At 64.9% G+C, this 22,664-nt stretch carries 23 protein-coding genes and 1 tRNA gene; 11 read left to right on the top strand and 13 right to left on the bottom strand.

Features of this window, described 5'->3' with window-relative positions; all coding sequences use genetic code 11:
* Nucleotides 1-30 precede the first annotated feature (30 nt).
* The 9 genes from ACZZZD_RS08130 to ACZZZD_RS08090 all read right to left on the bottom strand — a co-directional run bounded on the left by ACZZZD_RS08130 (nucleotide 31) and on the right by ACZZZD_RS08090 (nucleotide 7,268).
* Entirely contained in the window at nucleotides 31-1,878 is a 1,848-nt protein-coding gene (locus tag ACZZZD_RS08130) for a S8 family serine peptidase (RefSeq protein ID WP_463434145.1), read from the bottom strand.
* Between the two features lie 240 nt (nucleotides 1,879-2,118).
* Nucleotides 2,119-2,499: a tyrosine-type recombinase/integrase gene (locus ACZZZD_RS08125; protein WP_463434144.1), complete on the bottom strand. Its 381-nt coding sequence runs from the start codon at nucleotides 2,497-2,499 to the stop codon at nucleotides 2,119-2,121.
* 382 nt (nucleotides 2,500-2,881) lie between these two features.
* Nucleotides 2,882-3,250, bottom strand: coding sequence for a cupin domain-containing protein (locus ACZZZD_RS08120; RefSeq protein WP_463434143.1), 369 nt, complete (start codon nucleotides 3,248-3,250; stop codon nucleotides 2,882-2,884).
* Between the two features lie 20 nt (nucleotides 3,251-3,270).
* Nucleotides 3,271-3,750 carry a nuclear transport factor 2 family protein gene (locus tag ACZZZD_RS08115; RefSeq protein ID WP_463434142.1) on the bottom strand — a complete coding sequence of 160 codons (480 nt, stop codon included), beginning with the start codon at nucleotides 3,748-3,750 and terminating at the stop codon, nucleotides 3,271-3,273.
* 117 nt (nucleotides 3,751-3,867) lie between these two features.
* Complete coding sequence (locus ACZZZD_RS08110; protein ID WP_463434141.1) at nucleotides 3,868-4,773, bottom strand: LysR family transcriptional regulator; 906 nt, start codon at nucleotides 4,771-4,773, stop codon at nucleotides 3,868-3,870.
* A gap of 15 nt (nucleotides 4,774-4,788) precedes the next feature.
* The gene (locus ACZZZD_RS08105; RefSeq protein WP_463434140.1) at nucleotides 4,789-5,091 is read right to left on the bottom strand and encodes a hypothetical protein; all 303 of its coding nucleotides are present in this window, start codon (nucleotides 5,089-5,091) and stop codon (nucleotides 4,789-4,791) included.
* Between the two features lie 14 nt (nucleotides 5,092-5,105).
* On the bottom strand, nucleotides 5,106-6,113 hold the full coding sequence (locus ACZZZD_RS08100) for a saccharopine dehydrogenase family protein (protein WP_463434138.1): 1,008 nt from the start codon (nucleotides 6,111-6,113) through the stop codon (nucleotides 5,106-5,108).
* 2 nt (nucleotides 6,114-6,115) lie between these two features.
* The gene (locus ACZZZD_RS08095) at nucleotides 6,116-6,511 is read right to left on the bottom strand and encodes a VOC family protein (RefSeq protein ID WP_463434137.1); all 396 of its coding nucleotides are present in this window, start codon (nucleotides 6,509-6,511) and stop codon (nucleotides 6,116-6,118) included.
* A 13-nt stretch (nucleotides 6,512-6,524) separates the two neighbouring features.
* Nucleotides 6,525-7,268, bottom strand: coding sequence for an SDR family NAD(P)-dependent oxidoreductase (locus tag ACZZZD_RS08090; protein WP_463434136.1), 744 nt, complete (start codon nucleotides 7,266-7,268; stop codon nucleotides 6,525-6,527).
* Between the two features lie 134 nt (nucleotides 7,269-7,402).
* On the opposite strand from ACZZZD_RS08090, the gene ACZZZD_RS08085 reads away from it, so the two are divergent.
* From ACZZZD_RS08085 to ACZZZD_RS08050, 8 genes are all read left to right on the top strand, one after another.
* A complete protein-coding gene (locus tag ACZZZD_RS08085) occupies nucleotides 7,403-8,290 on the top strand; it encodes an AraC family transcriptional regulator (protein ID WP_463434134.1) in 888 nt (295 codons plus the stop codon).
* A gap of 229 nt (nucleotides 8,291-8,519) precedes the next feature.
* The gene (locus ACZZZD_RS08080) at nucleotides 8,520-9,275 is read left to right on the top strand and encodes an SDR family oxidoreductase (protein ID WP_463434133.1); all 756 of its coding nucleotides are present in this window, start codon (nucleotides 8,520-8,522) and stop codon (nucleotides 9,273-9,275) included.
* A gap of 27 nt (nucleotides 9,276-9,302) precedes the next feature.
* On the top strand, nucleotides 9,303-9,905 hold the full coding sequence (locus ACZZZD_RS08075; protein ID WP_463434132.1) for a glutathione binding-like protein: 603 nt from the start codon (nucleotides 9,303-9,305) through the stop codon (nucleotides 9,903-9,905).
* Nucleotides 9,905-10,798, top strand: a complete 894-nt coding sequence (locus ACZZZD_RS08070) for a sigma-70 family RNA polymerase sigma factor (RefSeq protein WP_463434131.1) — start codon at nucleotides 9,905-9,907, stop codon at nucleotides 10,796-10,798. Before ACZZZD_RS08075 ends, ACZZZD_RS08070 begins: the two co-directional genes overlap by 1 nt.
* 436 nt (nucleotides 10,799-11,234) lie before the next feature.
* Nucleotides 11,235-11,768: an RNA polymerase sigma factor gene (locus ACZZZD_RS08065; RefSeq protein WP_463434129.1), complete on the top strand. Its 534-nt coding sequence runs from the start codon at nucleotides 11,235-11,237 to the stop codon at nucleotides 11,766-11,768.
* The gene (locus tag ACZZZD_RS08060; RefSeq protein WP_463434127.1) at nucleotides 11,758-12,726 is read left to right on the top strand and encodes a FecR family protein; all 969 of its coding nucleotides are present in this window, start codon (nucleotides 11,758-11,760) and stop codon (nucleotides 12,724-12,726) included. The genes ACZZZD_RS08065 and ACZZZD_RS08060 overlap by 11 nt, the downstream gene beginning before the upstream one ends.
* Nucleotides 12,727-12,823: 97 nt before the next feature.
* Nucleotides 12,824-15,973 (top strand): TonB-dependent receptor, encoded by a 3,150-nt coding sequence (locus ACZZZD_RS08055; protein WP_463434126.1) that lies wholly within the window; start codon nucleotides 12,824-12,826, stop codon nucleotides 15,971-15,973.
* 16 nt (nucleotides 15,974-15,989) lie between these two features.
* Nucleotides 15,990-17,312 (top strand): purple acid phosphatase family protein, encoded by a 1,323-nt coding sequence (locus ACZZZD_RS08050; RefSeq protein ID WP_463434124.1) that lies wholly within the window; start codon nucleotides 15,990-15,992, stop codon nucleotides 17,310-17,312.
* Between the two features lie 662 nt (nucleotides 17,313-17,974).
* On the opposite strand, the gene ACZZZD_RS08045 is transcribed toward ACZZZD_RS08050, so the two are convergent.
* The gene (locus tag ACZZZD_RS08045; protein ID WP_463434122.1) at nucleotides 17,975-18,805 is read right to left on the bottom strand and encodes a DNA polymerase III subunit epsilon; all 831 of its coding nucleotides are present in this window, start codon (nucleotides 18,803-18,805) and stop codon (nucleotides 17,975-17,977) included.
* A 64-nt stretch (nucleotides 18,806-18,869) separates the two neighbouring features.
* Here ACZZZD_RS08045 and ACZZZD_RS08040 point away from each other — a divergent pair, with 64 nt between their 5' ends.
* A complete protein-coding gene (locus tag ACZZZD_RS08040) occupies nucleotides 18,870-19,631 on the top strand; it encodes a DUF1345 domain-containing protein (RefSeq protein ID WP_463434120.1) in 762 nt (253 codons plus the stop codon).
* Nucleotides 19,632-19,650: 19 nt separating this feature from the next.
* On the opposite strand, the gene ACZZZD_RS08035 is transcribed toward ACZZZD_RS08040, so the two are convergent.
* Complete coding sequence (locus tag ACZZZD_RS08035; RefSeq protein ID WP_463434118.1) at nucleotides 19,651-19,902, bottom strand: DUF2171 domain-containing protein; 252 nt, start codon at nucleotides 19,900-19,902, stop codon at nucleotides 19,651-19,653.
* 175 nt (nucleotides 19,903-20,077) lie between these two features.
* On the opposite strand from ACZZZD_RS08035, the gene rsgA reads away from it, so the two are divergent.
* Both rsgA and ACZZZD_RS08025 read left to right on the top strand, forming a co-directional pair.
* Nucleotides 20,078-21,151: a ribosome small subunit-dependent GTPase A gene (gene rsgA, locus ACZZZD_RS08030; RefSeq protein WP_463434116.1), complete on the top strand. Its 1,074-nt coding sequence runs from the start codon at nucleotides 20,078-20,080 to the stop codon at nucleotides 21,149-21,151.
* Nucleotides 21,152-21,257: 106 nt separating this feature from the next.
* Entirely contained in the window at nucleotides 21,258-21,581 is a 324-nt protein-coding gene (locus tag ACZZZD_RS08025) for a hypothetical protein (RefSeq protein WP_463434114.1), read from the top strand.
* 166 nt (nucleotides 21,582-21,747) lie between these two features.
* Here the strand turns inward: ACZZZD_RS08025 and ACZZZD_RS08020 are convergent.
* Nucleotides 21,748-21,823: transfer RNA gene (locus tag ACZZZD_RS08020), tRNA-Ala, on the bottom strand.
* 297 nt (nucleotides 21,824-22,120) lie between these two features.
* Nucleotides 22,121-22,576: a TIGR02300 family protein gene (locus ACZZZD_RS08015; protein WP_463434112.1), complete on the bottom strand. Its 456-nt coding sequence runs from the start codon at nucleotides 22,574-22,576 to the stop codon at nucleotides 22,121-22,123.
* Nucleotides 22,577-22,664: the final 88 nt, after the last annotated feature.

Here is a 22,664-nt window from a genome sequence, read left to right as displayed (position 1 = left end):
TTGACGCAATTCAGCCCTTTGCTGCTGCCGTCAACGTGGCTGCGCCCTCGCCCAGTTCACCGCTTGGCCCACATGCAACAGCCTCAAGCCGTCTTCGCCATCGGTAGCGGTGTCCTTCAACCCCTCTACGAGCTGCGTAGCAGTAAGCGTCGGGTTGACCGCCAGCATGGCAGCCGCCGCACGGGCGACGACGGGCGACGCAAAAGAGGTGCCTTGGCCCCTCATTGTCATTCCGCCCGGGGCTAAGATCGGGATGTTCTCACCCAGAGCATAGAGGTCGACGCTGTCTCCGAAGGTGGTGAAGGCCGTGGCCCTTCCGCTGCCTCCGGTCGCTCCAGCGACGATGACGTTCGGCAGGCGCAGCGTCTGCGGAACGGCGCTGAGGATTTCGTCGGACTGGTTGCTGTTGCCCGCACCGGTCACGAACAGGATGTTCGGGCTGGCTTCGATCACCGCGCGCAGCACCGGCGCGACCTGATCGTACATCGCTTGCCCGCGCACGCGCGCCCGGTCCGGATCGCTTTCGAGACCTGTCTCCAGCAAGGCGTCGGCGAACCCGGGGGCGTCCACCTCCCAGCTCATGTTGACAATCCGAACCCCCGCCCCGCGCATCCGCTCGGTGATGGCCGGCATCAGGGCGACCCAGCGCGCCACTTCCGGCTCGGAGTAGGGCATGCGCCGGGGTCTTTCGCCCCACGGTAGGGCGTAGACATTGTACAGTCTGACCCAGGGCGCATCCCGGGCCACGATGCTAGCGACCGCGGTGCCGTGACCCCGGCCGCCATTCTCCACAGAGCCATCAAAATCGTCGCCCTGATCGGCCGTGGATCCGTCGCGGGCTCGCTGCGCAAACAGGCGTGCCTCCTGCGTATCCAGACCGTAGCCGAGATCGCGTTCGCCCTTGTCGATCGCCAGCTGAAGTCCGAGGCGGGGAGCCAGGAAGTCGGACAAGGTTGGAAACGGGAAGGGCGTCGGCTCCAGCCGGTAGTCGAACGTCGGTCCATGGACATCGTCCACGACGCCGTTGCCGTCGTTATCTATGCCGTCCAGCGGCTCGGCGGGATCGATCGCCAGTCGATCGGCGAACAGGTTGGTGTCAAAGCCGCTGTCCCAGATGGCCACGGTCACCGGTGTGGCGCCTGCAAACGCGGCGGCTGCCGGTTCGCGCTCGCTCCAGACCTCCACGGGCTGATGCTCGGGCGCGTCTATCCAGGCGGACAGGACGTTGGCGACCGGCTCGCGGCACGGCGGCAGCGTCAGAGTTTCCATCCGCCAGGTCGCCAGGACCATCCCCTGGATGAGGTTGATGGATCCCCGGGCTTCGTAGATCGGGTCCAGCGCGCCCATCGCCGTTCCAGCGTAATAGCCCCGACTGGCGACCTGGATCCGGCCGTAACGGACCAGCACTTCCTCACGCACGACATCCGGACGAGCCTGGGCGAGCAATGTGGTGATGCGATCAACGGCGACCGTACAGCGGTCTGCTTCGGCCGCACGACGGCTCGCGGCGATCGCATCGCCCAGCAGAAAGCCAATGGCCTTGAGCTGAGGTTTTGTTTCGGCGGCCCTCTGGGCCGCTATCAATGCGGTCGCGTCCGCCGGCCGGTCCTGCAGAATCGCGATCGACGCCAGACCATACCGAAGGCGCTGAAGCACAGCCGGATCTTCAATCTCATAGGTTTCCAGCACGCGCTCGGCCTCTGCCCGTAACGCGGGAACAGTCTCGCTCATGAACGCCTCGTCGAGGAAGGCCGCGCTCGGCGAACTCTCCAGGCTGAATGTCGTCGGTGGCAGGTCGGCCGCCGACCTGACCACGGGTTTGTCATCCTGAGCTGGAGCCGCGATCAAAACGGCGCCGAAGGCCAAAGCAGCGATCATCGGTCGTCCTCTTTAGTTCGATGAACACTGTCCCGCAAAATTGAATGTTGGTCGAGGCGACATGTGGGAATTGCAGATCTCTAATGGGTGCGGATCTGAGGATCGGTAACGCCGATGCCCGGGGAAGCGGGCGCGCCTACGAAAGCACCGACGCGGAATGTCGTGTTCTTGGCCAACGGTGAATGGCCGCTATTGGCGCGAAGCCGCGGTAGCGAGCCCGTTTCCGGGCCCGCACATTCGCTAGAGGTCAATCTGCTCAGAAAGCTCGAGGGCGTCATCGACCTCGACGCCGAGGTAGCGGACTGTGCTCTCCAGCTTGCCGTGGCCGAGGAGAAGTTGGCACGCCCTGAGGTTTCCGGTCTTCTTGTAGATCATCGCGACCTTGGTCCGCCGCATACTGTGCGTTCCGTAAGACGACGCATCAAGGTCGATCATTGTGACACATTGGTCGACGAGCCGTGCATATTGCCACGTACCGATATGCTTGCCGGGACGGCTTCGGCTCGGAAAGAGCCAATCGCCAATAATACGACCTCGCCGATCCAGCCATGCCGACAACGCCTCGCGCGTCGGCTCGGTGATTTCGAGCGGTACAGGTCGTCCAGTCTTCTGCTGGACCATCGTCGATCAATGTCGGATCGTTCTTCCGTGGGCGACGTCACCGAGACGCAGCTTTACCAAGTCGCAACCGCGAAGCTTGGCGTCCAGTGCGTGCGCAGTTGAACATCGCCAAATCTCGAACTCGGCCTGCGGTTTTGAGCTGCTGTCGGATGAGCGGAGACTTCGGCCCGATCCTGCGGCCAGAGTTCCAAGGTTTAAGTGGCAGACGGAATAGGTCGGGCTGGCGCATAGCCACCTCCTACGATGAGCCTCCCTGAGCCGGGTATTGTCGCACGATGGCGGCTTCGCGCCAGGATGGGACTTCCTCGCGTCGACGGACACGAGACTCCAATCCGGCGGCGAGGTTCACCGAGATGGTTCCTGAGCGACCAGCTGAGGCTTGCTATCCCGGGAGCCACGGCCCTTCCCCGTGGACATGAACGACCGTGTCTTCGTCGGCCCAGGCGAAGTGAGGCACGCCGGGTGGAATCACGACCACCCCGCCAGGCGGCACGGCGACACCCTTGGACCGGTCGAAGGTCTCGCCGATCCCGACCCAGAGCGTGCCGGAGATCACGGTGTTTCGATCGACGAATGGGGCATTGTGAGCGTGGGGTACGGTGTCTGTCCCTCCCGGGAACCGCACGCGGGCGAGGAAGGGGCCCGCACTGGTGATGCTGCCCTCGACATCGACGTACTGGACGCCGGGCGCGTTCGGAAAATCCTTCCAGACAACGGATTCGAAGGTCTCGATGATGACGCCGTCGGGCAAGGGCTGTGACCTGTTCACGGTCAAACGCCCGCCATCACGGTGACGTCGCCCGAGCGCCAGATATTGTCGACCGTGTTGCGCGTGATGACCCAGCCGTCGCCCTGACGCGCCAGTTCGACGTCATAGCGATTCTTCATCAGATAGTGGCGCGACGGGTCGTTCCTGGGGACATGTTGCGCTTCGACCAGGGCATCGAGGCGAGCCGTGTCGCCGTTGATCGTCACCAGCGGATTGCTGACCGAATGGGAGGTGTCGAACGGGGCGAGTGAGCCCGAAAGAGCGGCGACAAGATTTTCACGCCCTTCGATCACCGGGTAGTGAAAGCCGGCCTTGGCCGACGCGGGGCCGAAATCGGAGACGACGGTCTCGGCGATGGCCGAGGCGAACATGTCCCAGTCACGACGATCCACGCCGGCGGCGAAACGATAGAGGGCCTCCACCACGGCGAGGCGGTCGGCGGCGGCGGCGATCTGGACGGGGTCGAGGTCGGTGGATGACATGAGCGGGTTCCTGAACTGAGACAGCCTTGCGTGAAGGCGATTTGGAAGTATGGGGTGGCGCCGGTTCAGGTAGGGCCGCCTTGGGAATACCGGCTATTCCAGCGAGGAATAGACGCCTCAGCCTCGGCGCAGACGAGGCTCGGCCGCGAAGGTGGCGGCGAGATGATCGACGAACACCCGCATCCTATGAGCCATCTTTCGACCGCCGGAACTGACGGCATGGATAGGGACGGCCGGTGGGGCGTAGCTCTCCAGAACCTGCACAATCTTGCCCTCCGTGAGGTCCGAGCCGAACAGGGCGGTTGGCCCATATCCGATTCCGATACCGGCCAGGACCGACGCTCTGAGATCCTCGCCGTCGTTGGAGCGCACCACGGCCGATGGCGTCAGGGAGACTGCCCCACCTTCACCGCTGAACGTCCATGGAAGGAGCGCGCCGTCGATCTGACCTGCGATGAGCCGGTGGTTCGCAAGGTCGCTGAGGTTGGACGGCGCGCCATGCCGGGCCAGATAGGCGGGCGTGGCGACGCTGATCATCTGGAGACTGCCGATGCGGCGGGCGGAAAGGTTCGAAGCCGGAAGATCTCCCACACGCAGCGCCACATCGGCGCCCTCCTTCACCAGATCGACGCGCCGATCTCCGACGGAGAATTCGACGACGATCTCCGGATACCGCGCCAGGAAGGGCGGCAGATTGGGAATGATATACATCCGGCCCAGAGCCGGCGGCGTCGCGACACGAACGACCCCGGAAGGCTGGTGGCCGTGACTGCGGACGCGGCTCTCCGTCTCTTCCAGTTCGCCGAGAAGGCGCACGGCGGACTCGTAGAGATCCTGGCCCGCAGCGGTCGCACGCAGCCCTTTGGAGCCTCGCTCCAAGAGTTGCGTGCCAAGCCTGGCTTCGAGCCCCGCTACCTGTTTGGAGACCGCGGACTGGCCGAGACCCAGTTCACCGGCCGTCCGGGTAAAGCTGCCGAGTTCGAGGACACGAACAAAGAGCTGCAGTGTCGAGAGCCGGTCCATGATCCACCCCGCCCGTCAGCGACCGATGACGTGGTGGATCGGGGACACGGTCCAATCGACGGTGCGCTGGTCGATCGCGGCGTGGACCGGCGAGTCCGCCAGTTCCGTCATAAGTCGTGCGGCGCCGTCTTCCCCGTCCCGGACACTTGCCCAGATCAGGGTGTCCATGATGACGCCGTCGTCGCGCTCGGCGATCCTGCGGGAGACGAAGCCGGTCTGTTTTAGCAGCCAGGCGTCGACGTCGGCGTTGGCGACGATGAAATCTCCGACCGTGAGGCCTGAGCGGAGCTTGAAGGTGGTCACTTCCAGCGCTTGCATGATGGCTCTCCTGTTCAGCCCGGATGACGGGGATCGTCGTGGATGTCAGTGATCGTGGTGTCGGCGATGGTCTCGGCGAAGCCGGCGCCGAACAGGCCGGCGGGTGTCTGGAAGCCGGGACGGACCTCGCCGCCCAACACCCGGCGCGAAGCCTCGGCCGCCGCAAGGGCCGTGAAGCTGTAACCGTTGACGGTGTCGAGGATCGACCGGGCGACGGTCCCGTCGGCCCCCGTCACCACGACCGCCGCCTGATAGCGGTTGGCGTCGCGCTGTTGGGCGTTCGGCCCCGCTGGCAGCGCCTTCAGGTCGCCTTCAGGGAAGGCGTCACCGGAGACATGGACGAAGGTCTCGACGTTGGGGGCACCGGTCGTCCGCCAGATCGTGATCAGGTCGGGCAGGGTCAGCGGGAAACAGTCCACCTCGCCCAGGCCGAAATCGAACGGACGGATGTCCGCGGCGCCGCGGTTGACCAGTCTTCCATCGACCCGGGCCAGGGTCTCGGTGGTCAGGTTCTCGGTGGCGCTGATCGCCGAGCCACGCGACATCGCGCCGGTGACGTGAAGTGCGATGCTGACCTTGAGGGGATCGGCGACGCGGGCGACGGCATGGCTTGCCAGCGATCCCAGCATGGCGACGCTGCCGCCGCTGCCCGGCAACAACATGACGCCGGCCGCTGTGGCCTCCGCGTCCAGCGCCTCCGCCAGCCGGTAGCTGTCGAGCTCGGCTGCGAAGTCGAGATAGTGGACGCCCGCAGCGATAGCGGCGCGCATCAGGGGCTCGGCCGTCCGCATGAACGGTCCGGCGCAGTTCAGAAGGACGTCTACGCCTTCAAGGTCGGCCGCTATGGCGGCGGGGTCATCGACGGAAAAGGTCCTGCCCGGCAGCCCGAGTTCTGCGGCCAGGTCAGCGACCGGATCCTGCGCCCGTCCGGCGACGATTATGTTCAGTCCAGCAGCCTTGGCGTGCTCGGTCGCCATGCGCCCGGTGTAGCCCGCCGCGCCATAGATCATCAGGGTCTTCATGGTCAGTGTTGCCAATTCTTGTAGACGAACTCGAGGCTGTACCCATCGGGGTCCAGGACGTTCGCGGCGTAGTATCGGGGGTCGTAGTAGAGACGGGCGGCGGGCGGTCCGTTGTCGGTCGCGCCGGCGGCGATCGCGGCGGCATAGGCGGCGTCCACCTCGGCCCGACTGTTGGCGACGAAGCCGACATGGGCTGCGCGGCCCTCGACCACGCCGGGCCTGAGCCAGAAGAAGATCTTGCCGCCATTGCCGAAGCCCTTGAGGTCGGGATGTCCGAGCGGGCCGTCGGCGCCGTCGTAGTCGACGCGGTCGTGGATGCCGAGCGGGGCCAGGGCGGCGGTATAAAAGGCGATGGATCGCGTCAGGTCGCTGACGGAGATGAAGACGTGGTCGAGCATGATTCAGGTCCGATCAGATGATGTAGCCGCCGCCGACTTCGACGTTCTGGGCGTTGATCCAGCCGCCATCCTCCGACAGCAAACTGGCGACGACGCGGCCGACGTCGTCAGGCTCGCCAACACGGCCGAGCGCGGTCTGGGCCGCCAGCATGGCCTCGAACTTATCGTTCAGCCCGCCGCCCAGATCGGTGCGAATGGCGCCGGGCGCGATGGAGTTTGCGCGGATGCCGCGCTCGCCGAACTCCTTGGCCATGTAGCGGGTCAGCACTTCTAGCCCGCCCTTGAAGGCGGCGTAGGGCGCCACCCCCGCCGTGGCGACGCGGGTGGTGGCGCTGGTCATGTTCACGATCGCCCCGCTGTTCTTGATCAACGGCAGCAGGGTCTGGGTCAGGAAGAAGGGGCCCTTCAGGTGGACGTTGAACAGGCCGTCGAACTGGTCCTCGGTGACCGTGGCGATCGGTTCAAACAGACCGTAGCCGGCGTTGTTGACGAGATAGTTGAAGTCGCCGCGGCCCCAGACTTGTTCGAGGGCTTTGGCGACCTGATCGCGGAAGGTTCCGAAGGTCGAGGTCTGGCCCACATCCAGCGCCAGGGCGACGGCCTTGCCGCCCGCCTGCTCGATCTCGGCCACAACGGCCTCGGCGCCGGACGGATGGCTGTTGTAGGTGAGGATGACCCCCATGCCGCGGCGGGCGCATTGCAGGGCGGCGCTGCGGCCGAGACCGCGGCTGCCCCCGGTGATGATGACGATGTCCATGGCCTCGCTCCGTGTCGTTGATGACCAGAGAGGTAGGCCCCGAGGAACCGGAGGGCTTTACGCGATCCTGCTCCAGTCTTGCCTGATCCTGCTTTTCGCTTGCGGGCCACGCCTCTCGCGCGCAGGACTGCGAGATGGAAACCGCCCTTGAGGAACTGCGCCGTCTGGCCGCCCACGCCGAGAACCGGCGGACCGAGACGGGCATTCCACGCCTCGCCATGGTTCAGGGGAAGATCCCCGAACACGACCTCGCTGCCCTGTACGATCCTATGATCAACCTCATCCTGCGGGGATCGAAGTCGATGACCGTCGGTGATCGGACTCTGCACTACGATCCGGCAACCTATTTCGTCATGTCCGTCGATCTTCCGGCGGTCGGCAGCGTCCATCCGTCCGGGAACGGCGAGCCCTATCTGGCTGTCAGCCTAACACTCGATCCCGGGATCATCGCCGGCATCCTCGGCTCCGCCCCGGTTTCCGCCGGGCGGTCCAATAGTCGGGGCTTCTCTGTCGCCGCAGTCACGCCGGAACTGCTCGATGGATGGGTTCGGTTGCTTCGCCTGATGAAGAACCCGGAGGACATCCCCGTGCTGGCGCCCGCCTATGAGCGCGAGATCCTGTACCGCGTCCTGCAGGGCCCGCAGGGCTGGATGCTGCGCGACATCGCCACGCCCGAGTCCGGCCTGTCGCGCATCCACGCCGCCATCCTGTGGATACGCGAGAACTTCACCGCGCCCTTGCGAATCGAGGTCTTGGCGGACCGGGTGGCGATGAGCGTCTCGGCCTTCCATCGCCAGTTCAAGGCGGTGACCAACATGAGCCCGCTGCAGTTCCAGAAGACCATCCGGCTGATGCACGCCCGCCGCCTGATGATCACCGAGGCCCTGAGCGCGTCGGCGGTCTCCGGCCGTGTCGGCTATGAAAGCCCGTCGCAGTTCAGCCGCGAATACAGTCGCTTCTTCGGCCGGTCGCCTGCGCGCGACACGGCGGAACTGGCCGCAACCTGGGGAAGCGCGACCTGATGGAAGCGCCGCATCGCGGCCCGAAGGTCGTCGTTCAGCGGTGAAGCCAAGTTCCGCTACTGGCGCATCCGGGCTGTCGGAGACGCAAGGCTGACCTGACGTTCGCCGACTGCGGGACTAAGAAATAATCTTCGTGCGGGATGTCACATCCGCCGACCCTGTCTCGTCTTCGCTTCGAAGGTCGACCGGGGCTTCGATGGCGAAGTCCGGTGCGATCCCGGAGACAGACATGAAAATCGTTGTGATCGGCGGCACCGGCCTGATCGGGGCCAAAGTCGTTTCGGGCCTCAAGGCCCTAGGGCACGAGGCGATCGCCGCCTCGCCCAACACCGGCGTCAACACCTTGACCGGCGAAGGCCTGGCCGAGGTCCTGACCGGCGCCCAGGCGGTCATCGACGTAGCCAACTCCCCCTCGTTCGAGGCCGATGCGGCGCTCGACTTCTTCCGCACGTCGGGGACCAACCTTCTGGCCGCCGAACAGGCCGCCGGGGTCGCGCACCACGTCGCCCTGTCGGTTGTCGGCACCAACCGGCTGCAATCCAGCGGCTATTTCCGCGCAAAGCTGGCGCAGGAAGACCTGATCAAGGCCTCGCCCGTGCCCTGGACCCTCCTGCGCTCGACCCAGTTCTTCCCGTTCGTAACCGGCATCATACAGTCGGGCAGTGTCGGCGACGAGGTCCATCTGTCCTCCGCCATGGTCCAGCCGGTGGCGGCCGAGGACGTGGTCGAGGCCCTGATCGAACTGGTCCTGGCCGCGCCGCTCAACGACACGGTCGAGATCGCCGGACCCGAAGCCATCCGCATGGACGCCTTCGCCCGGGAATACCTGGCGGCCCAGGAGGATCGCCGCACCATCGTGGCCGAACCCGACGGCCTGTACTTCGGTTCGGTGATCGATGACGCCTCCCTGACGCCCGGCCCCAACCCGCGCATTGGCAAGATCACGCTGGACGACTGGTTGCGCAACGCCATTAGCGCCGACTGACCCACCCCCAGCATCAGGATCGAAGCCATGAAACTCTACTACAGCCCGCTGGCGTGCAGCCTCGCCGATCACATAGCCCTGCGCGAAGCAGGGTTCACCTTCGACCTCGAACGGGTCGACCTGAAGACTCATCGCACCGAGACCGGCCGCGATTTCCACGAGGTCAGCGCCAAGGGCTATGTGCCGGTCCTGGTGCTCGACGACGACCAGATCGTCACCGAGAATGTCGCGGTCCTCGACTGGATCGCGACAGCGGCGCCCGACCTGTCCGCCGATGGACCGTTGGGCCGGACGCGCACGCTTGAAGTGCTGACCTACATCACCACCGAGATCCACCACGCCTTCAAGCCGATGTGGCACGGCGGCTCGGCGGACGAAAAAGCGAAGGCGGCGGCGAAGGTCACCGCCCTTCTGGCCCTGCCCGCCGCCGACATGCGCGGCGACTATCTGTTTGGGCATCGACCGAGCGTGGCGGACTTCTATCTGTTCGTCATGCTCCTCTGGGCCGAACGGTTCGGCATCGAGGCGCCTGCGGCCCTGATGGCGATGCGCGACCGGATGCGGACACGACCCGCCGTTCGCGCCGCGATGGTGTACGAAGGTCTCCTGTCGGAAAGAACAGCGGCTTGATGACACTGACTGATCCCTCGACCGAGGCCTTTGAACAGCACCGCCCCCGGCTGTTGCGGCTGGCCTATCGCATGCTGGGGTCGTCGTCCGAGTCCGAGGACATCGTCCAGGACGCTTGGCTGCGCTGGCGCCGGGTCGATGCCGACACGGTCGAGCAGCCCGCCGCCTTTCTGGCCCGTACCGTGACCCGTCTCTGCCTCGACAACCTCAAGTCAGCGCGGGCGCGGCGCGAGGCCTATGTCGGCAACTGGCTGCCCGAACCGATCTTCGAACCCGAGGAAACAGCTCCGGCCCTCGATGACCTGACCCTGTCCCTGATGATGGCGCTCGAGCGATTGTCGCCTCTAGAGCGTGCGGCCTTCCTGCTGCACGACGTGTTCGGCACGCCCTTGGGAGAGGTGGCCCGGACGCTGGATCGCGACGCCGCCGCCGTCCGCCAGTTGGCGGCCCGTGCGCGCAAACATGTCCGGGACGCTCGACCCCGCTATCCGGTCAGCCGCGAGGAGGGCGATCGCATCGCACGCGCCTTCTACGCCGCCACAAACCAAGGCGACCTTGCCGGCCTGCGCGTCCTGCTGGCCGATGCGGTGGTCCTGACCGCGGACGGCGGCGGCAAGTCCAATGCCTGGCTGCGCCCCATCGTCGGGCTGGACCATGTCGTTCGCCTATTCGGGGGCCTGTTCCGCAAGCTCACCCGCGAGCCGCCGGTGCTGGTCGAATGGGTTCGGATCGACGGCCTGCCCGGCTATGTCAGCTACGAACGCGACGGCGCGCTCCAGACTACGGCCCTGGAGATCGAGAACGGCCGCATAGTCTCGATCTTCATAACCCGCAATCCCGACAAACTGTCCGAAGCAACCAGCATGGCGGCCTTCCGCTATCCTCTGCAATAGGGTTACGCGGCCTCCGCTCCACGTCGCACATCGGAGGCAACACGCGTGTGGATCCAATGTCTGCTTTCAGCATCCGTGCCAGAGTCCGCTCCTGGCGGATCCTGTTGAAAAAGTCAGGTAGCGGCTCGAACGGCGCAGAATGCGAGCGGCGCGTGAAGTCCTGCCCCAACGAAATCAATCGCCTAGTTTTCGCGGCGTCGCCAGATTGGGCCAAATGGGCCGACCACGGCGGGCTCGCCGACTTTTCAGCAGTATCGGCGCGTTGCTGACCTACCTGGTCGGGCGAGGGAGGATGCTGCGTGATTAACAGGCAATCGTCACTTTAAGGGCGGAGCTTAACCAAACTCGCCCGCCATGCGAGCTCTCACGATCGCCCTTCGGCAAACTGACACGAAACTTCGGGGTTCTCGTAACGCAACGCTTCTAGAGGGGGGCCTTGTTTTCGGGGAAGACGCGCGTGGTCAGTCATGAGCAGGAGGTTGGGCGCGCGCTTGTCGCGCATAACCGCACGCTCCTCACATATGTTCGACGCCGCCTGCGCTCTGCCGTCGATGCGGAAGACGTCGTTCAGGAAGCGATGACCAGGGTGCTGTCGCGTGCGCGGGATTCGCTGATCGCGGATCCTCTTTCCTATGCAATGCGGGCGGCTAGAAACATCCTGATTGACAAGAGACGCGCGACACGGCCGCCCGTCTCGTTGGATGATCTCGACAGCGGAGACACGCCTATCGATGCGGCCGCGACGCCCCTGGAGGCGCTAGACATGACTGAGCGTCTTCACCTCTTTCAGGTAGCGCTGGAGGCCATGCCCAAGCTCCGTCGAGAGGTTTTCATCCGGCGAAGGGTCGAGGAACAGGCCTATGACGTCATTGCGCGAGATCTGAAGTTGTCGACCGAGGCCGTCCAGAAACACTACAGCCGAGCCGCGCGGATGCTGCGGCAAGCCGTGGAGGACCGGCATGTCGACTGAACGGAGCAATCGGACGGACGACCGCGCGGCGGCCTTATGGGCCGATGCGCGTCTTGCAGGGGGGCTGGCGCCGTCGCAACAGGAGGCGTTTGAGGCGTGGCTGTCCGGCCGGCCGGATCGTCAGGTACTGCTTGAGCGCCACGAGCGACTGCTTGCCGATCCCGCCATGCTGTTGGCGGCCAAGCGCGTGTCTAGACAAGGTGAGGCCGGGAGCCCGGTCAGGCGCGCTCCGCTTTTTCCCTGGGTCACCGCCTCGGGCCTTGTCGCGGCGAGTCTGGCGTGCCTAGTCCTTGTCGATGCGATGCCGCGGGGAGAACGGATTCGGGGCGAGCAGGGTCGGGTCGAGGCGATCACACTCGGCGACGGGTCAACCGTTCGCCTGAACGGGACCAGCGAGGTTCGTGCAGATCTGCGTCGGCGCGCGCGCGCGCTTCATCTCAAGGGAGAGGGATTCTTCGAGGTGGCGGCGGACAAGAACCGCCCGTTCACTGTCGATGCGGGCGATGTCCGCGTCACTGCAGTCGGCACCCGCTTCAACGTCGAGCAGCATGATACGCCTGACGGTCCCCTGGTCGAGGTGGCCGTGCTGGAAGGCGTGGTCGAAGTGGCCTCGAAAAGGGGATCGGTTACACGCGCCAAGGCCGGTGAGAGGGTGCGGGTTCTCAAGGGCGCCGTTCAGCACGTCGTTCTTGATTGGGCTGACGACGAAACGGCGCTGCCTGCCTGGACACAGGGGTGGCTGGAATTGGACGAAGCCAGCCTGCTTAGCGTGATCGACGACTTGAATCGCGCTACCGGCGTCAAGGTCGAACTGACCAAGAGCGGCATGGGGCAGGCTCTGGTCAGCGGGCGTTTCGCCTATGGCCAGCCTGAAAACGCCCTGGCCGCGATCGCGCGCCTGCATGGCTACAAGCTGACGCGACAAGGCCTCGATCGCTACGTCATGTCGGAAGATTAGACGACGATAAGAGCAAGTTTTTGCGACGGCTGTCAGGTTTGGCGACGGCGTCGTCTTCCTCTGTGACGGTCATTTTCGGCCTCGGGGGAATGTTTCAATGTTGTATCGCAAAACCGGGCTGCTCGCCGCAGCGGCGGTGGCCGTTCTCGCGTCTGCAGCAGCGCCGGCCCAGGCTTGGCAGGCCACGTCGGCGGCTGAGGCGCGCGTCGCCATCAATATGCCGGCACAGGATCTGGATCAGGCAGTCCGCGCCCTGTCGCGGCAGACTGGGCTGCAGATCGTGCACGATCCCAGTGTCACCCGCGGGCTGAACTCTCGGCCGGTTTCAGGTTCGATGACGCCGCGCGAGGCGTTGCGCCGCATGATCGCCGAATCCGGCGTCGAAGTCCGCGATATTCGAGGCGTTCTGACTTTAGTGCGCCAGTCGGCGGATCTCTCGACCGCAAGTCCGGACGCGGTGGTCGTCGATGACGTCGTCGTCGTCGGCTACGCCGCCGGCCTGCGCCGTTCGCTGGACGCCAAGCGCGACGCCGACTTCATCTCGGACGTGATCAGCGCCGACGATATGGGCAATCTACCGACCAATAACGTCGCGGAATCCCTGTCGCGCCTGCCGGGCGTCAACGCCGTACGCAACCACACGACCGGCGAGGGCGACCGGATCACCATTCGCGGCCTGTCGACCGAGCTGAACAACTATACGATGAACGGCGTCCGCATAGGCGGCACGGGCTCGCCCGGCGACAGCTTCTATCGCGGCGTCCGCCTCAGCTTCCTGCCGCCCGAAGGCATCGACTCCATCACGGTCATCAAGAGCCTGACGCCGGATCGCGACGGCGACGCCCTGGGCGGTTCGATCGACATCAAGACCCCGACCGCCTTCGACCACGATCCGACCTATGCCGTCCTGTCGGCCTCGGCCGGGATGCTGGACAAGTTCGACGACCGCAAGTCAGGCGAGTTGTCGGCCTCGTTCGGGCGCCAGTTCAACGACAACTGGGGCGTCTTCGTCACCGCCAGCTGGTCGCGCCGCAAGTCGCAGTTCGAACAGAACGGCGTGGACGGCGATAACCAGCCGCCGGTCTGGTACGACAACAGCGAAAGCCTGGGCTGGGACACCGAAAGCTTCGTCCTGCGCGGCATGGATCTGGGCTTCGGCGAGACCGAGGTGGAGCGCAAGGGGCTGAACGCCAGCCTGGACTATCGCGGCGCCGATCACGACTTTCACTTTCGCGGAAACTACAACGAGTACACCCAAGACGAGTTCGGCAACCGCCTGAATTTCCGGAACGACACGAGCCAGAACTCGACCCGCCTGACCCAGGTCGACACCAGTCAGACCGGCTTGGTCAGCCCCGACGCCGCCATCGTCGGCTCGGGCGCCAAGGGCAATATCTATTCCTATACGACGGCCCAGATCGTCGACCGCGATGGTGACGGCGTCATCACCGACGCCGACCGTTCGGCCCGGTCCTACTATACGCTGAACGGCGCCTCGGGGACCTGGGATCCGCAGGGCTTCCGCCTGCGTCGCTTCTGGGAAGGCTCGCGCGAGACCGGCACGGTCCTGTCGCTGAACCTGGGCGGCGTCAGCCGGTTCGGCGACTTCAAGACCGACTACGACCTGTCCTACGCCCAGTCCGAGGACAATACCGACGACAGCTACGAGATGGAGTTCCGCAGCGACAAATACGGCTGGCTGGGCAACGAGGGCGTCAATGTCACCAACTTCGGCGACAGCCGCTTCCCCAAATGGGTGCTGAACGACGCCGGCATGGCGGCGGTGCAGGACCCGGCGGAATACGACTACGCCGGCCTGTCCGGCGAGATCGGAGGCGCCAAGGAAGACCTGTGGCAGGGCCAGTTCAACGTCGAGTGGAAGCCCGCTTCGCCGTGGCTGGAATCGGTCAAGGCGGGGGCGAAATTCTATTCGTCCAAACGCTCGACCTATAATGGCGAGTTCCTGGACCTGGACGCCGACGGCACCCTGGCCGACTTCTCGTCCTTCTACGGCAAGGAAGTCACCGACCTTTTCGACGGCCAGTACACCGGCCTATACCGGCTGGGCGTGACCATCGACAACCAGGCCATGCTGGCCGAGCTGCAGCGCGCCATGGCGGGCGACAGCACCTTCTTCGAAGGCTTCGCCACCGACCCGTCGCAGGCGCTGCTGAGCGGCGAGGACAGCTTCACCTTCAAGGAAGACATCCTGGCCGCCTATCTGATGGGCACGGCCCGGTTCGGAAACGCCCAGGTCATCGGCGGCGTGCGGGTCGAGAGCACCCGCAACGACATCGCCGCCTATGCGCTGGATCCGGTTCAGGGCGAAGGCTACGCCAACGACAAGAGCGACTTTGTCAACGTCCTGCCGTCGATCCATCTGAACTATGCGCTGGATCGCAGCACCAAGGTGCGGGCCGCGATCTGGACCAGTTTCGCCCGTCCCGACATCGCCCGGATGTCGTCGTCGCGTGAGTACGGCTACGACGCCGATCCCGACGGCGACGGCGTCGAGAACCCGACCTCGGAATGGGTGCTGATCGCCATCGAACAGGGCAACCCCGACCTGAAGCCGATGCGGGCGGTCAACTACGACCTGTCGATCGAACGCTACAACGGCAATACCGGCGCCTATTCGATCGGGGTCTATTACAAGGACATCCGCAACTTCCTGTTCCGCTCCTCGTCCAGCAACATCCGCGACGGCACCTCGGGCGTGAACGAAAGCCCGGACGGCGTGACCATCTCGATGCCGAACAACGGCAAATGGGCCAAGGTCTATGGCGTCGAGATGAGCGCCCAACAGGTCTTCCACTGGCTGCCGGGCGCCCTGTCGGGCCTGGGCGCCAGCGTGAACCTGACGCTGCAGAAGTCGGAGGCCGAGACGGGGATTTCCTGGCACCCCGCCGGCTATACCCTGCCGCTGATGGAGACGCCGGAAGCCATCGCCAACGTCCAGCTGTTCTGGGAATATTCGGGCTGGGAATCCTATGTGGCCTACAGCTACCAGTCGGAATTCCTGGAGGGGATTCAAGACTTCGGCAACAACCCGTATGAGCAGGACTATGAGTTCGTCGACCTGAACGTGCGGCGCAAGCTGTGGGGCGGGGCCACCGCCTCGCTGCAGGTGCAGAACCTGTTCGACAACCACACCTATTGGTACACGGCCGGGTCCGGCACCAGTTCCAGCCGCGCCTATATCAAGAACGGCCGGTCGATCTCGCTGGGCCTGAACTATGTCTTCTAAGGCTGTGAAGACGCTGATGCTCGGGGCCGCGTTCGCGGCCCTGGGCGGAAACCTGGTTCTCGCTCAGGCTGAACAACGTCCCGAACCGGCGCCGGTCCAGGCGTCGGATCGGCCCATTCCGCCGGCGACGGTTCAGCCGGAACGGATCATCCTGAACCTGACCGCCGATCCGGCGCACCAGATGGCCGTCACCTGGCGCACCGCGCCGGGGATGGCTGGTCAGGTGCAGTTCGCCGAGGCGCTGGACGGACCGGACTTCATCGCCACGGCGACGCGCCTGGACGCCGTGACCGACGACGCCGTCCTGACCGTGCGCGAGGCGACCGAGTTCCGCGCTGCCTATCATTCGGCGGTGATGACCGGGCTGAAGCCGGCGACAACCTATGTCTATCGGGTCGGGTCGGGGCAGGACTGGTCGGAGTGGCTGCAGTTCCGCACGGCGGCGGACACGGCCCAGCCCTTCACCTTCCTCTATATGGGGGACATGCAGAACAATATCCTCAGCGAGGCTTCGCGCACGCTGAGAATGGGCTTCCGCAAGGCCGGAGACGCCGCCTTCGTCATCCATGCCGGCGACCTGATCAACCGGCACGACAGCGACAACGAATGGGGCGAATGGTTCGCCTCGGGCGGTTTCCTGTATGGGCAGACGCCGCAGATGCCGACGCCGGGCAATCACGAATACGGACGCGGCCCGGTGCTGAACCCGCAGTGGCGGCGCCAGTTCACCCTGCCGGAGACCGGACCGGCGGGCGTAGAGAAGCTGAAGGAGACGGCCTGGACCGTCGACTATCAGGGGATGCGCCTGATCTCGATCGACGCGCCCCTATTCCACGGCGACGAGGCGATGCGCGGCGAGATGGTGCGCTGGCTGGACGGCCTGCTGGCCGACAATCCCAATCGCTGGACGGTGATGTTCCTGCATTTCCCGCTGTTCTCGATTGACCCCGATCGCGACAACTCGCGGGTCCGCGACGCCCTAAAGCCGCTGATCGACAAATACGGCGTCGACCTGGTGCTGCAGGCGCACGACCACGGCTATGCGCGCGGGGCCATCGGCGCAGGCGCGATGGACAACAAGGGACCGGGCCATGTCTCGGATCACGGCTCGACCTATGTGGTCTCGGTCGCCGGTCCCAAGATGTATCCGATGGCCGAACTGAGCTGGGCCGACCGCACGGCCGAGCGGACCCAGACCTTCCAGACCCTGGACGTGTCGAGAGATGCGGTGGTCTATCGCGCCTTCACCGCCACGGGGCGTGAACTGGACGCCTTCCGTTTGACCAAGGGCGAGGACGGGGTAGCGCGACAGGAGTCCTTGCCGATCGGAACCGAATAGGTCGAACCGAAGCGTAGGCCCGGTTCTCCAATAGCCTTGCCGTAGTGTGGACCATTGTGCTCCAGACGACGGTCGAGCGACGACAGCCCGTTCCGAACTTTTCTAGCTACGGGGCGGGCTGTCGAATGCGGCTAGTCGTCTGCTTGCAAGAACCTCCAAATCCCATCGCCCAGTGTCGCATTGTTGGCGCAGCCGAGATGACCGGTTTTGGCGCATCGGCGACCTGGTGGCCGAGCGCGGGCAGGTGTGTTTGCGCCTATGCGCCACTCACTTAAGCTGGTGCCCTGGTAGGAACGGGCAGATATTCTCGTCACCTTTATGCGAACAAGGGCGTAGCGCCAATCGTGCCGCCAAGGCGCTGGATGAAAGTAGTCGCCGGAGCGCGTCGCTGTGGAGATTCTGGCAGTCTGATATGACGCCGCGCCCAGGATGCCTGCTGACGGCACTGACCAGAAACTAACCAGAAACACATGAAAACGGCATCATCCAGATACATCAGTCGCAAACGAAGTGAGGCCCCAGCTCAATCGTCGTCTGGTTTTCTATCAGAGCGCAGTTCGTTGACATCGAGGGGGTCACAGGTTCAATCCCTGTCGCGTCCACCATGTGCTTTCCTTCAGGCTTGCAGCGGCCAGCGCCGAGCGACGGCTTATGTCTGGTCGCTAAAGCAGTCGGCCCTGGTCAGGCGGCGTCACGATCTTGTCCGCCAGCACGCCACGTCGGCGCAGTTCGGTTGTGGCGGTGAAGGCGATGTCGATGTCGATGTCTCGGCCTGATCTGAAGGCTTCGAGCGTGTCGATGTCGAGCGTGCTCCAGGCCTTGCCGCGGGCGGGGCCGGTGGGGACGCGGGGCAGAAGGCCGGGTTCTCGGCTCCACGCCAGCAGTTGCTGGACCGACGTCTGGTTCAGCATGTCGCGCAGGTGATGCGCGGTGACATAGGCGTCGGGCAGGGCGCGGTGGGCCGGAAGGCCCAACTCGTGAACCAAGCCTTCAGGACGGCGCAGGTAGCGCAGCATCTGGTTGGAAAACCGGGGCAGGTCGGGCCAGAGCCGCAGTGCGCATTTCCAGGTGCAGATCCAGTCCGCGCCGCCCGTCAGGCTGGGGGTGCAGTACCGCTGTTCGAAGGCGGCGCGGTGGGCGGCCAGGGCGATCACGCCGGGCTCAGGGCGAAGGATGGGCGGGGCGACGGTCCGCCAGTAGCCGGCGCCCTGGACCCAGGCATCCAGAATGTGATGAATGGCCATCGTGTCGGGTGAAATGGGTCGGCCCGGATCGACGAAGACCGCGCCGCGCGTCTCGTCCACGCGCCAGAGACCGGATTCGTTCGCCGCCACGTCTTGCCAGCCGATCTCGCACACGTCCTGGGGCCCATTGCCGGCGGTTTCCAGATCGATGACGCGGATGCGTTGCGGCGAAGGCGCGTTCGTGTCGGTCAGGGCGTCCTCCGCGCGAGCAGCATCGGCGTAGAAAGCGCGCCGGCCGATGGGGATCAACGCGTGACGCTCGATCTTGGTCCGTCCTCGACCGGCGAGGGTTGTCCGGATCGCTGACTTACCCATGCAGATGGACCGCCCGTGGACGTTCGAAAGCCTCAACAAGACCAGTTTCCGCCCATCGGAACGACGTTTGCTGGACCTGGGCCGTGGAATGGGCGATCTCGGAGGTATGGGGTTTGTCGCGCGCCTGTTCCGTTTACATTTCTCGCTCTGGCTCGGACTGGCGGTGCTGGCGGTCGTGGCGGCCTTGACGCCGACGAGCGAGGGATGGCCGCTTCGGCTCGCTGCGGGTTGGGACGCGGGCGTCGCGGCGTTTCTGGTCGTCACCTTCGCGCGTATTTTTCGGGCGCGTTCGCAGGTCGATATCCGGCGTCGCGCCGCCGAACTCGATCAGGCGGGCATTTTGGTTTTGCCGCTCAGCATGGCGGCGGCCGTGGCCAGCGTCGTGGTGCTGGTCCTGGCCATGATGGCTAGCGACGGTAAGCCGACCCTGGGCCAGGCGGCGTTCTCGGTCTTCACCGTGGGGCTGTCATGGCTGTATGTGCACGTCATCTTCGCCCTGCACTACGCCCATGGCTTCTACGCCCCGCGCGAACGCGGGAAGGGTGATCGCGGGGGGCTGATCTTTCCGGGCGAGGAGGATGCGGACTATTGGGACTTCCTGCATTTCGCGCTGATCATCGGCGTCGCCAACCAGACGGCGGACGTGCAGATTTCCAGCCGCAAGCTGCGCGGCCTGGCCACGCTTCACTGCCTGATCGCGTGGTTCTTCAACGCCGTCATCCTGGCGCTGACGGTCAATCTGGCGGCGACACTGTTCTAAAGCGCCGCCGCCGTCTTGATCAGAAATCGACCGGGCGGCCAGACTCTTCTTCCTCAAGGGTGACGGCGACGTCGGCGTTGGCCGACAGGCGCACCTTGTCGCCCTCGACGCCCGCGACGAAGCCGTTTTCGATATAGTGGTGGTGGTCTGCGTGGGGGCCGGTGTTTTCGCGGCGGGTCAGCTTGATCCGGTCGCTCTCGACCCGGTCCACGACGCCGACGTGGACGCCGTCGGCCCCGATGACTTCCATGCCTTCCTTGATCTCGCTCATCGCTGTCTCTCCTGGTTGAATGGATATCGAGGGATCAGCGCAGCCGGGCGGGATTCCGTTCCCGTTACGGTTGGAGACAGCGGCGCTTGTTCGCGGCGTCCCTGACTGGCAAGGCTGTGCGACGTCATTCAGCACATGCCGGCTGAGGACTCGCGGGTGACAGGATGCCATTAGTTTGATCGCACAGTATGGATGGTCCGACGCCTGGGCGATCGCTTTTGCGCCTCATGCTGGGGCCGGTCACACGCCAGGGCGTGTCGTCCTCCAGCACAGGGACGGCTATGTGGTCGCCACGGACGAGGGCGAACTGCGGGCCAAGGCGTCCGGTCGATTGCGTCACGAGGCGAAGGAGGTCGGGCATCCCGCCGTCGGCGACTGGGTCGCGCTGTCGATAGACCCCAAGGGCCGAACCGCCACCATCCACGCCATTCTGCCGCGCCGCACGGCCTTCGTTCGCCGGGCGGCGGACAGCGTGCGGCGGATGCAGATACTGGCCGCCAATATCGACGTGGCCTTCGTCGTCACCTCAATGAATGCGGATCTCAACCCGCGCCGGATTCAGCGGTTTTTGGCCGCCGCGTGGGAGAGCGGGGCGCGGCCTGTGCTCGTGCTGACGAAATCGGATCTCAGCACCGAACCGCAAGCCGAGGCCGCTCAGGTCGCCGCGCTGGAGACGGGGTGTCCCGTCCTGATGGTTTCGGCCCGCGAAGGCGTCGGCCTGGAGGCGTTGCGCCTTCAGGTGAAGCCGGGCGAGACCTGCGTGCTGATCGGCTCGTCCGGCGTGGGCAAATCCACCCTGGTCAACGCCTTCCTGAACGAGGATCGGATGGCGACCCAGGCGATCCGCGCGTCCGACGACCAGGGGCGTCACACCACCAGCCATCGCCAACTGATCCCGTTGCCCGGCGGCGGTCTGATCATCGATACGCCGGGGATTCGCGAAGTGGGCCTGATCGATGCCGAAGAGGGGGTGGGCGCGGTGTTCGACGATATCGAACGCCTGATGCAGGCGTGCCGCTTCACCAACTGTAGCCATGCGAACGAGCCGGGATGCGCCGTGCAGGCGGCCCTGGCGGACGGGGCGCTGGAGGCCTCGCGGTGGGCGCATTTCCAGAAGCTGACGCTGGAACTGTCGGAGGCCGGGGACAAGGCGGAACGGGTCGCCAAGGCCGCCGAACGGCGCCGGCTGGGCGGGCTTCAGAAGGTCTATCGCGCGACGAAGCGGAACGACCGGGGCGGCGCCGATTGATCGGGGCTTTCCCGTTCGCTTTCGACCTCTTCGACTACTAAGAATTTAGGCCTGTCGCGCCGCCAAACAGGCTAGGTGAGCGACTTAGACTTTAAGAAAGATCATCATGTCCGCATTCACCATCGTCACCACCAGCGCCGTCCAAGGCAGCGACGCCGCAGAGGTCAATACGCTGACGGACGACTTTTCCGACGCCAGCGAGGCCGTCGGCTATGCGCGCCGCATGGCCGACGAGATGATCGACATGGCCGCTCAGCTGCTGCTGGATTTCGATTACAGCAATGTCGGCATCTATGAAGGCGACCTGCTGGACGAGGACGTCACCCCGGACCATCCCGCCCTGATCGGCGTGTGGGTGCTGGACGAAGAAGGCTCCGCCTTCGTGCCCGCCGAAGAGTTCCGGCAGGGATCGACCGAAGTCGAGAACTGATCAGCGACTGTCGCGGCGGGAGGTTCGGATCGAGCCGCCTGCCGCGTCCGTCATTGGACGAACCACGAGGGGCTTCATCGCGCGCCGAACGGCCGCTGCGGTGCATCGAGGATGTGAGGGAAGGTGGCCGTCCCTCCGAACACCTTGCGGTGCTCGGAGGTGACGATGGTGGAGCTTAGCGGAGTCGAACCGCTGACCTCTTGCATGCCATGCAAGCGCTCTACCAACTGAGCTAAAGCCCCGGACCTGTCGGTCTGGATCGCCCGGTTCATCTTGCGATGGCCCCCGGCGAGGCGGCGGAAACTATGTCAGGGCTTTTCTGTGATCAAGCCCGTTTCGAGATTTATTTTCACCGCGTTCCCGACGGTGAAAATACGCAGATTTTTCAAACCGAAGAGGCTCGAAAAGGCTGCTGTCCCGCCGCGCTTCCCTAACGGGAAATGCGGCGGGTGCAACAAGAATCTGAGCCAAATCGCGAGAAGCGCATCAGAGGCAGGAAAGCCGGCCTCAAGTAGCGCGAAGCGCGGTAGGCGAAGAATTTAGTCGTCGTCGCGCGACGGCTTGGCGATTTCGTCGTCGATCGAGTCATCGTCGTCGTCTTCGATGAACGGCACGGAGTCGTCATCGTCGTCGGCCAGATCGTCGTCGCCGTCGGTCGAGCCCATGCCCGCTTCTTCCGAAGCATCGGCGGGCGTGTCTTCGTCTTCGTCGTCCGGCGTCAGGATCGGCTCATGGCCTTCCTCGTCGATCTCGGGCGTCTTGACGTCTTCTTCCTCGTCCTCGTCGCCGTCGACCTTCTTGTCCTTGACCTGGTCTTCAGCCTCGTCGTCGGCCGGATAACCGGGGCGAGCGCGGCGGCTGCGCAGCTTCAGCGCTTCTTCCGGATCGAATTCCGTCGCGCATTTGGGGCAGTGGGCGGGTCTACGGTTCAGGTCGTAGAATTTCGCCTGGCAGTTGGGGCAGACCTGCTTGGCGCCCAGTTCTGGATTGGCCACGTGAGGACACTTTCAACGGGTTGAATTCGGGGCGGTCCCTTGCCACCCCTTTGACCCGCTGTCAAAAGCCATCTTTCGCGCCGCCCGC

Source organism: Brevundimonas sp. AC546 (assembly GCF_979258305.1).
This window is presented reverse-complemented; position numbering and strand designations above follow the sequence as displayed.

Bases quoted from the DNA above. Each gene is read 5' to 3' on its own strand.
- ACZZZD_RS08105 (WP_463434140.1), bottom strand. From the start codon at position 5,091: ATGCAAGCGCTGGAAGTGACCACCTTCAAGCTCCGCTCAGGCCTCACG.
- ACZZZD_RS08040 (WP_463434120.1), top strand. From the start codon at position 18,870: ATGCAGATGGACCGCCCGTGGACGTTCGAAAGCCTCAACAAGACCAGT.
- ACZZZD_RS08115 (WP_463434142.1), bottom strand. From the start codon at position 3,750: ATGTCATCCACCGACCTCGACCCCGTCCAGATCGCCGCCGCCGCCGAC.
- ACZZZD_RS08060 (WP_463434127.1), top strand. From the start codon at position 11,758: ATGTCGACTGAACGGAGCAATCGGACGGACGACCGCGCGGCGGCCTTA.
- ACZZZD_RS08035 (WP_463434118.1), bottom strand. From the start codon at position 19,902: ATGAGCGAGATCAAGGAAGGCATGGAAGTCATCGGGGCCGACGGCGTC.
- ACZZZD_RS08100 (WP_463434138.1), bottom strand. From the start codon at position 6,113: ATGAAGACCCTGATGATCTATGGCGCGGCGGGCTACACCGGGCGCATG.
- ACZZZD_RS08080 (WP_463434133.1), top strand. From the start codon at position 8,520: ATGAAAATCGTTGTGATCGGCGGCACCGGCCTGATCGGGGCCAAAGTC.
- ACZZZD_RS08125 (WP_463434144.1), bottom strand. From the start codon at position 2,499: ATGGTCCAGCAGAAGACTGGACGACCTGTACCGCTCGAAATCACCGAG.
- ACZZZD_RS08075 (WP_463434132.1), top strand. From the start codon at position 9,303: ATGAAACTCTACTACAGCCCGCTGGCGTGCAGCCTCGCCGATCACATA.
- ACZZZD_RS08110 (WP_463434141.1), bottom strand. From the start codon at position 4,773: ATGGACCGGCTCTCGACACTGCAGCTCTTTGTTCGTGTCCTCGAACTC.
- ACZZZD_RS08055 (WP_463434126.1), top strand. From the start codon at position 12,824: ATGTTGTATCGCAAAACCGGGCTGCTCGCCGCAGCGGCGGTGGCCGTT.
- ACZZZD_RS08050 (WP_463434124.1), top strand. From the start codon at position 15,990: ATGCTCGGGGCCGCGTTCGCGGCCCTGGGCGGAAACCTGGTTCTCGCT.
- ACZZZD_RS08085 (WP_463434134.1), top strand. From the start codon at position 7,403: ATGGAAACCGCCCTTGAGGAACTGCGCCGTCTGGCCGCCCACGCCGAG.
- ACZZZD_RS08095 (WP_463434137.1), bottom strand. From the start codon at position 6,511: ATGCTCGACCACGTCTTCATCTCCGTCAGCGACCTGACGCGATCCATC.
- ACZZZD_RS08025 (WP_463434114.1), top strand. From the start codon at position 21,258: ATGTCCGCATTCACCATCGTCACCACCAGCGCCGTCCAAGGCAGCGAC.
- ACZZZD_RS08090 (WP_463434136.1), bottom strand. From the start codon at position 7,268: ATGGACATCGTCATCATCACCGGGGGCAGCCGCGGTCTCGGCCGCAGC.
- ACZZZD_RS08070 (WP_463434131.1), top strand. From the start codon at position 9,905: ATGACACTGACTGATCCCTCGACCGAGGCCTTTGAACAGCACCGCCCC.
- ACZZZD_RS08130 (WP_463434145.1), bottom strand. From the start codon at position 1,878: ATGATCGCTGCTTTGGCCTTCGGCGCCGTTTTGATCGCGGCTCCAGCT.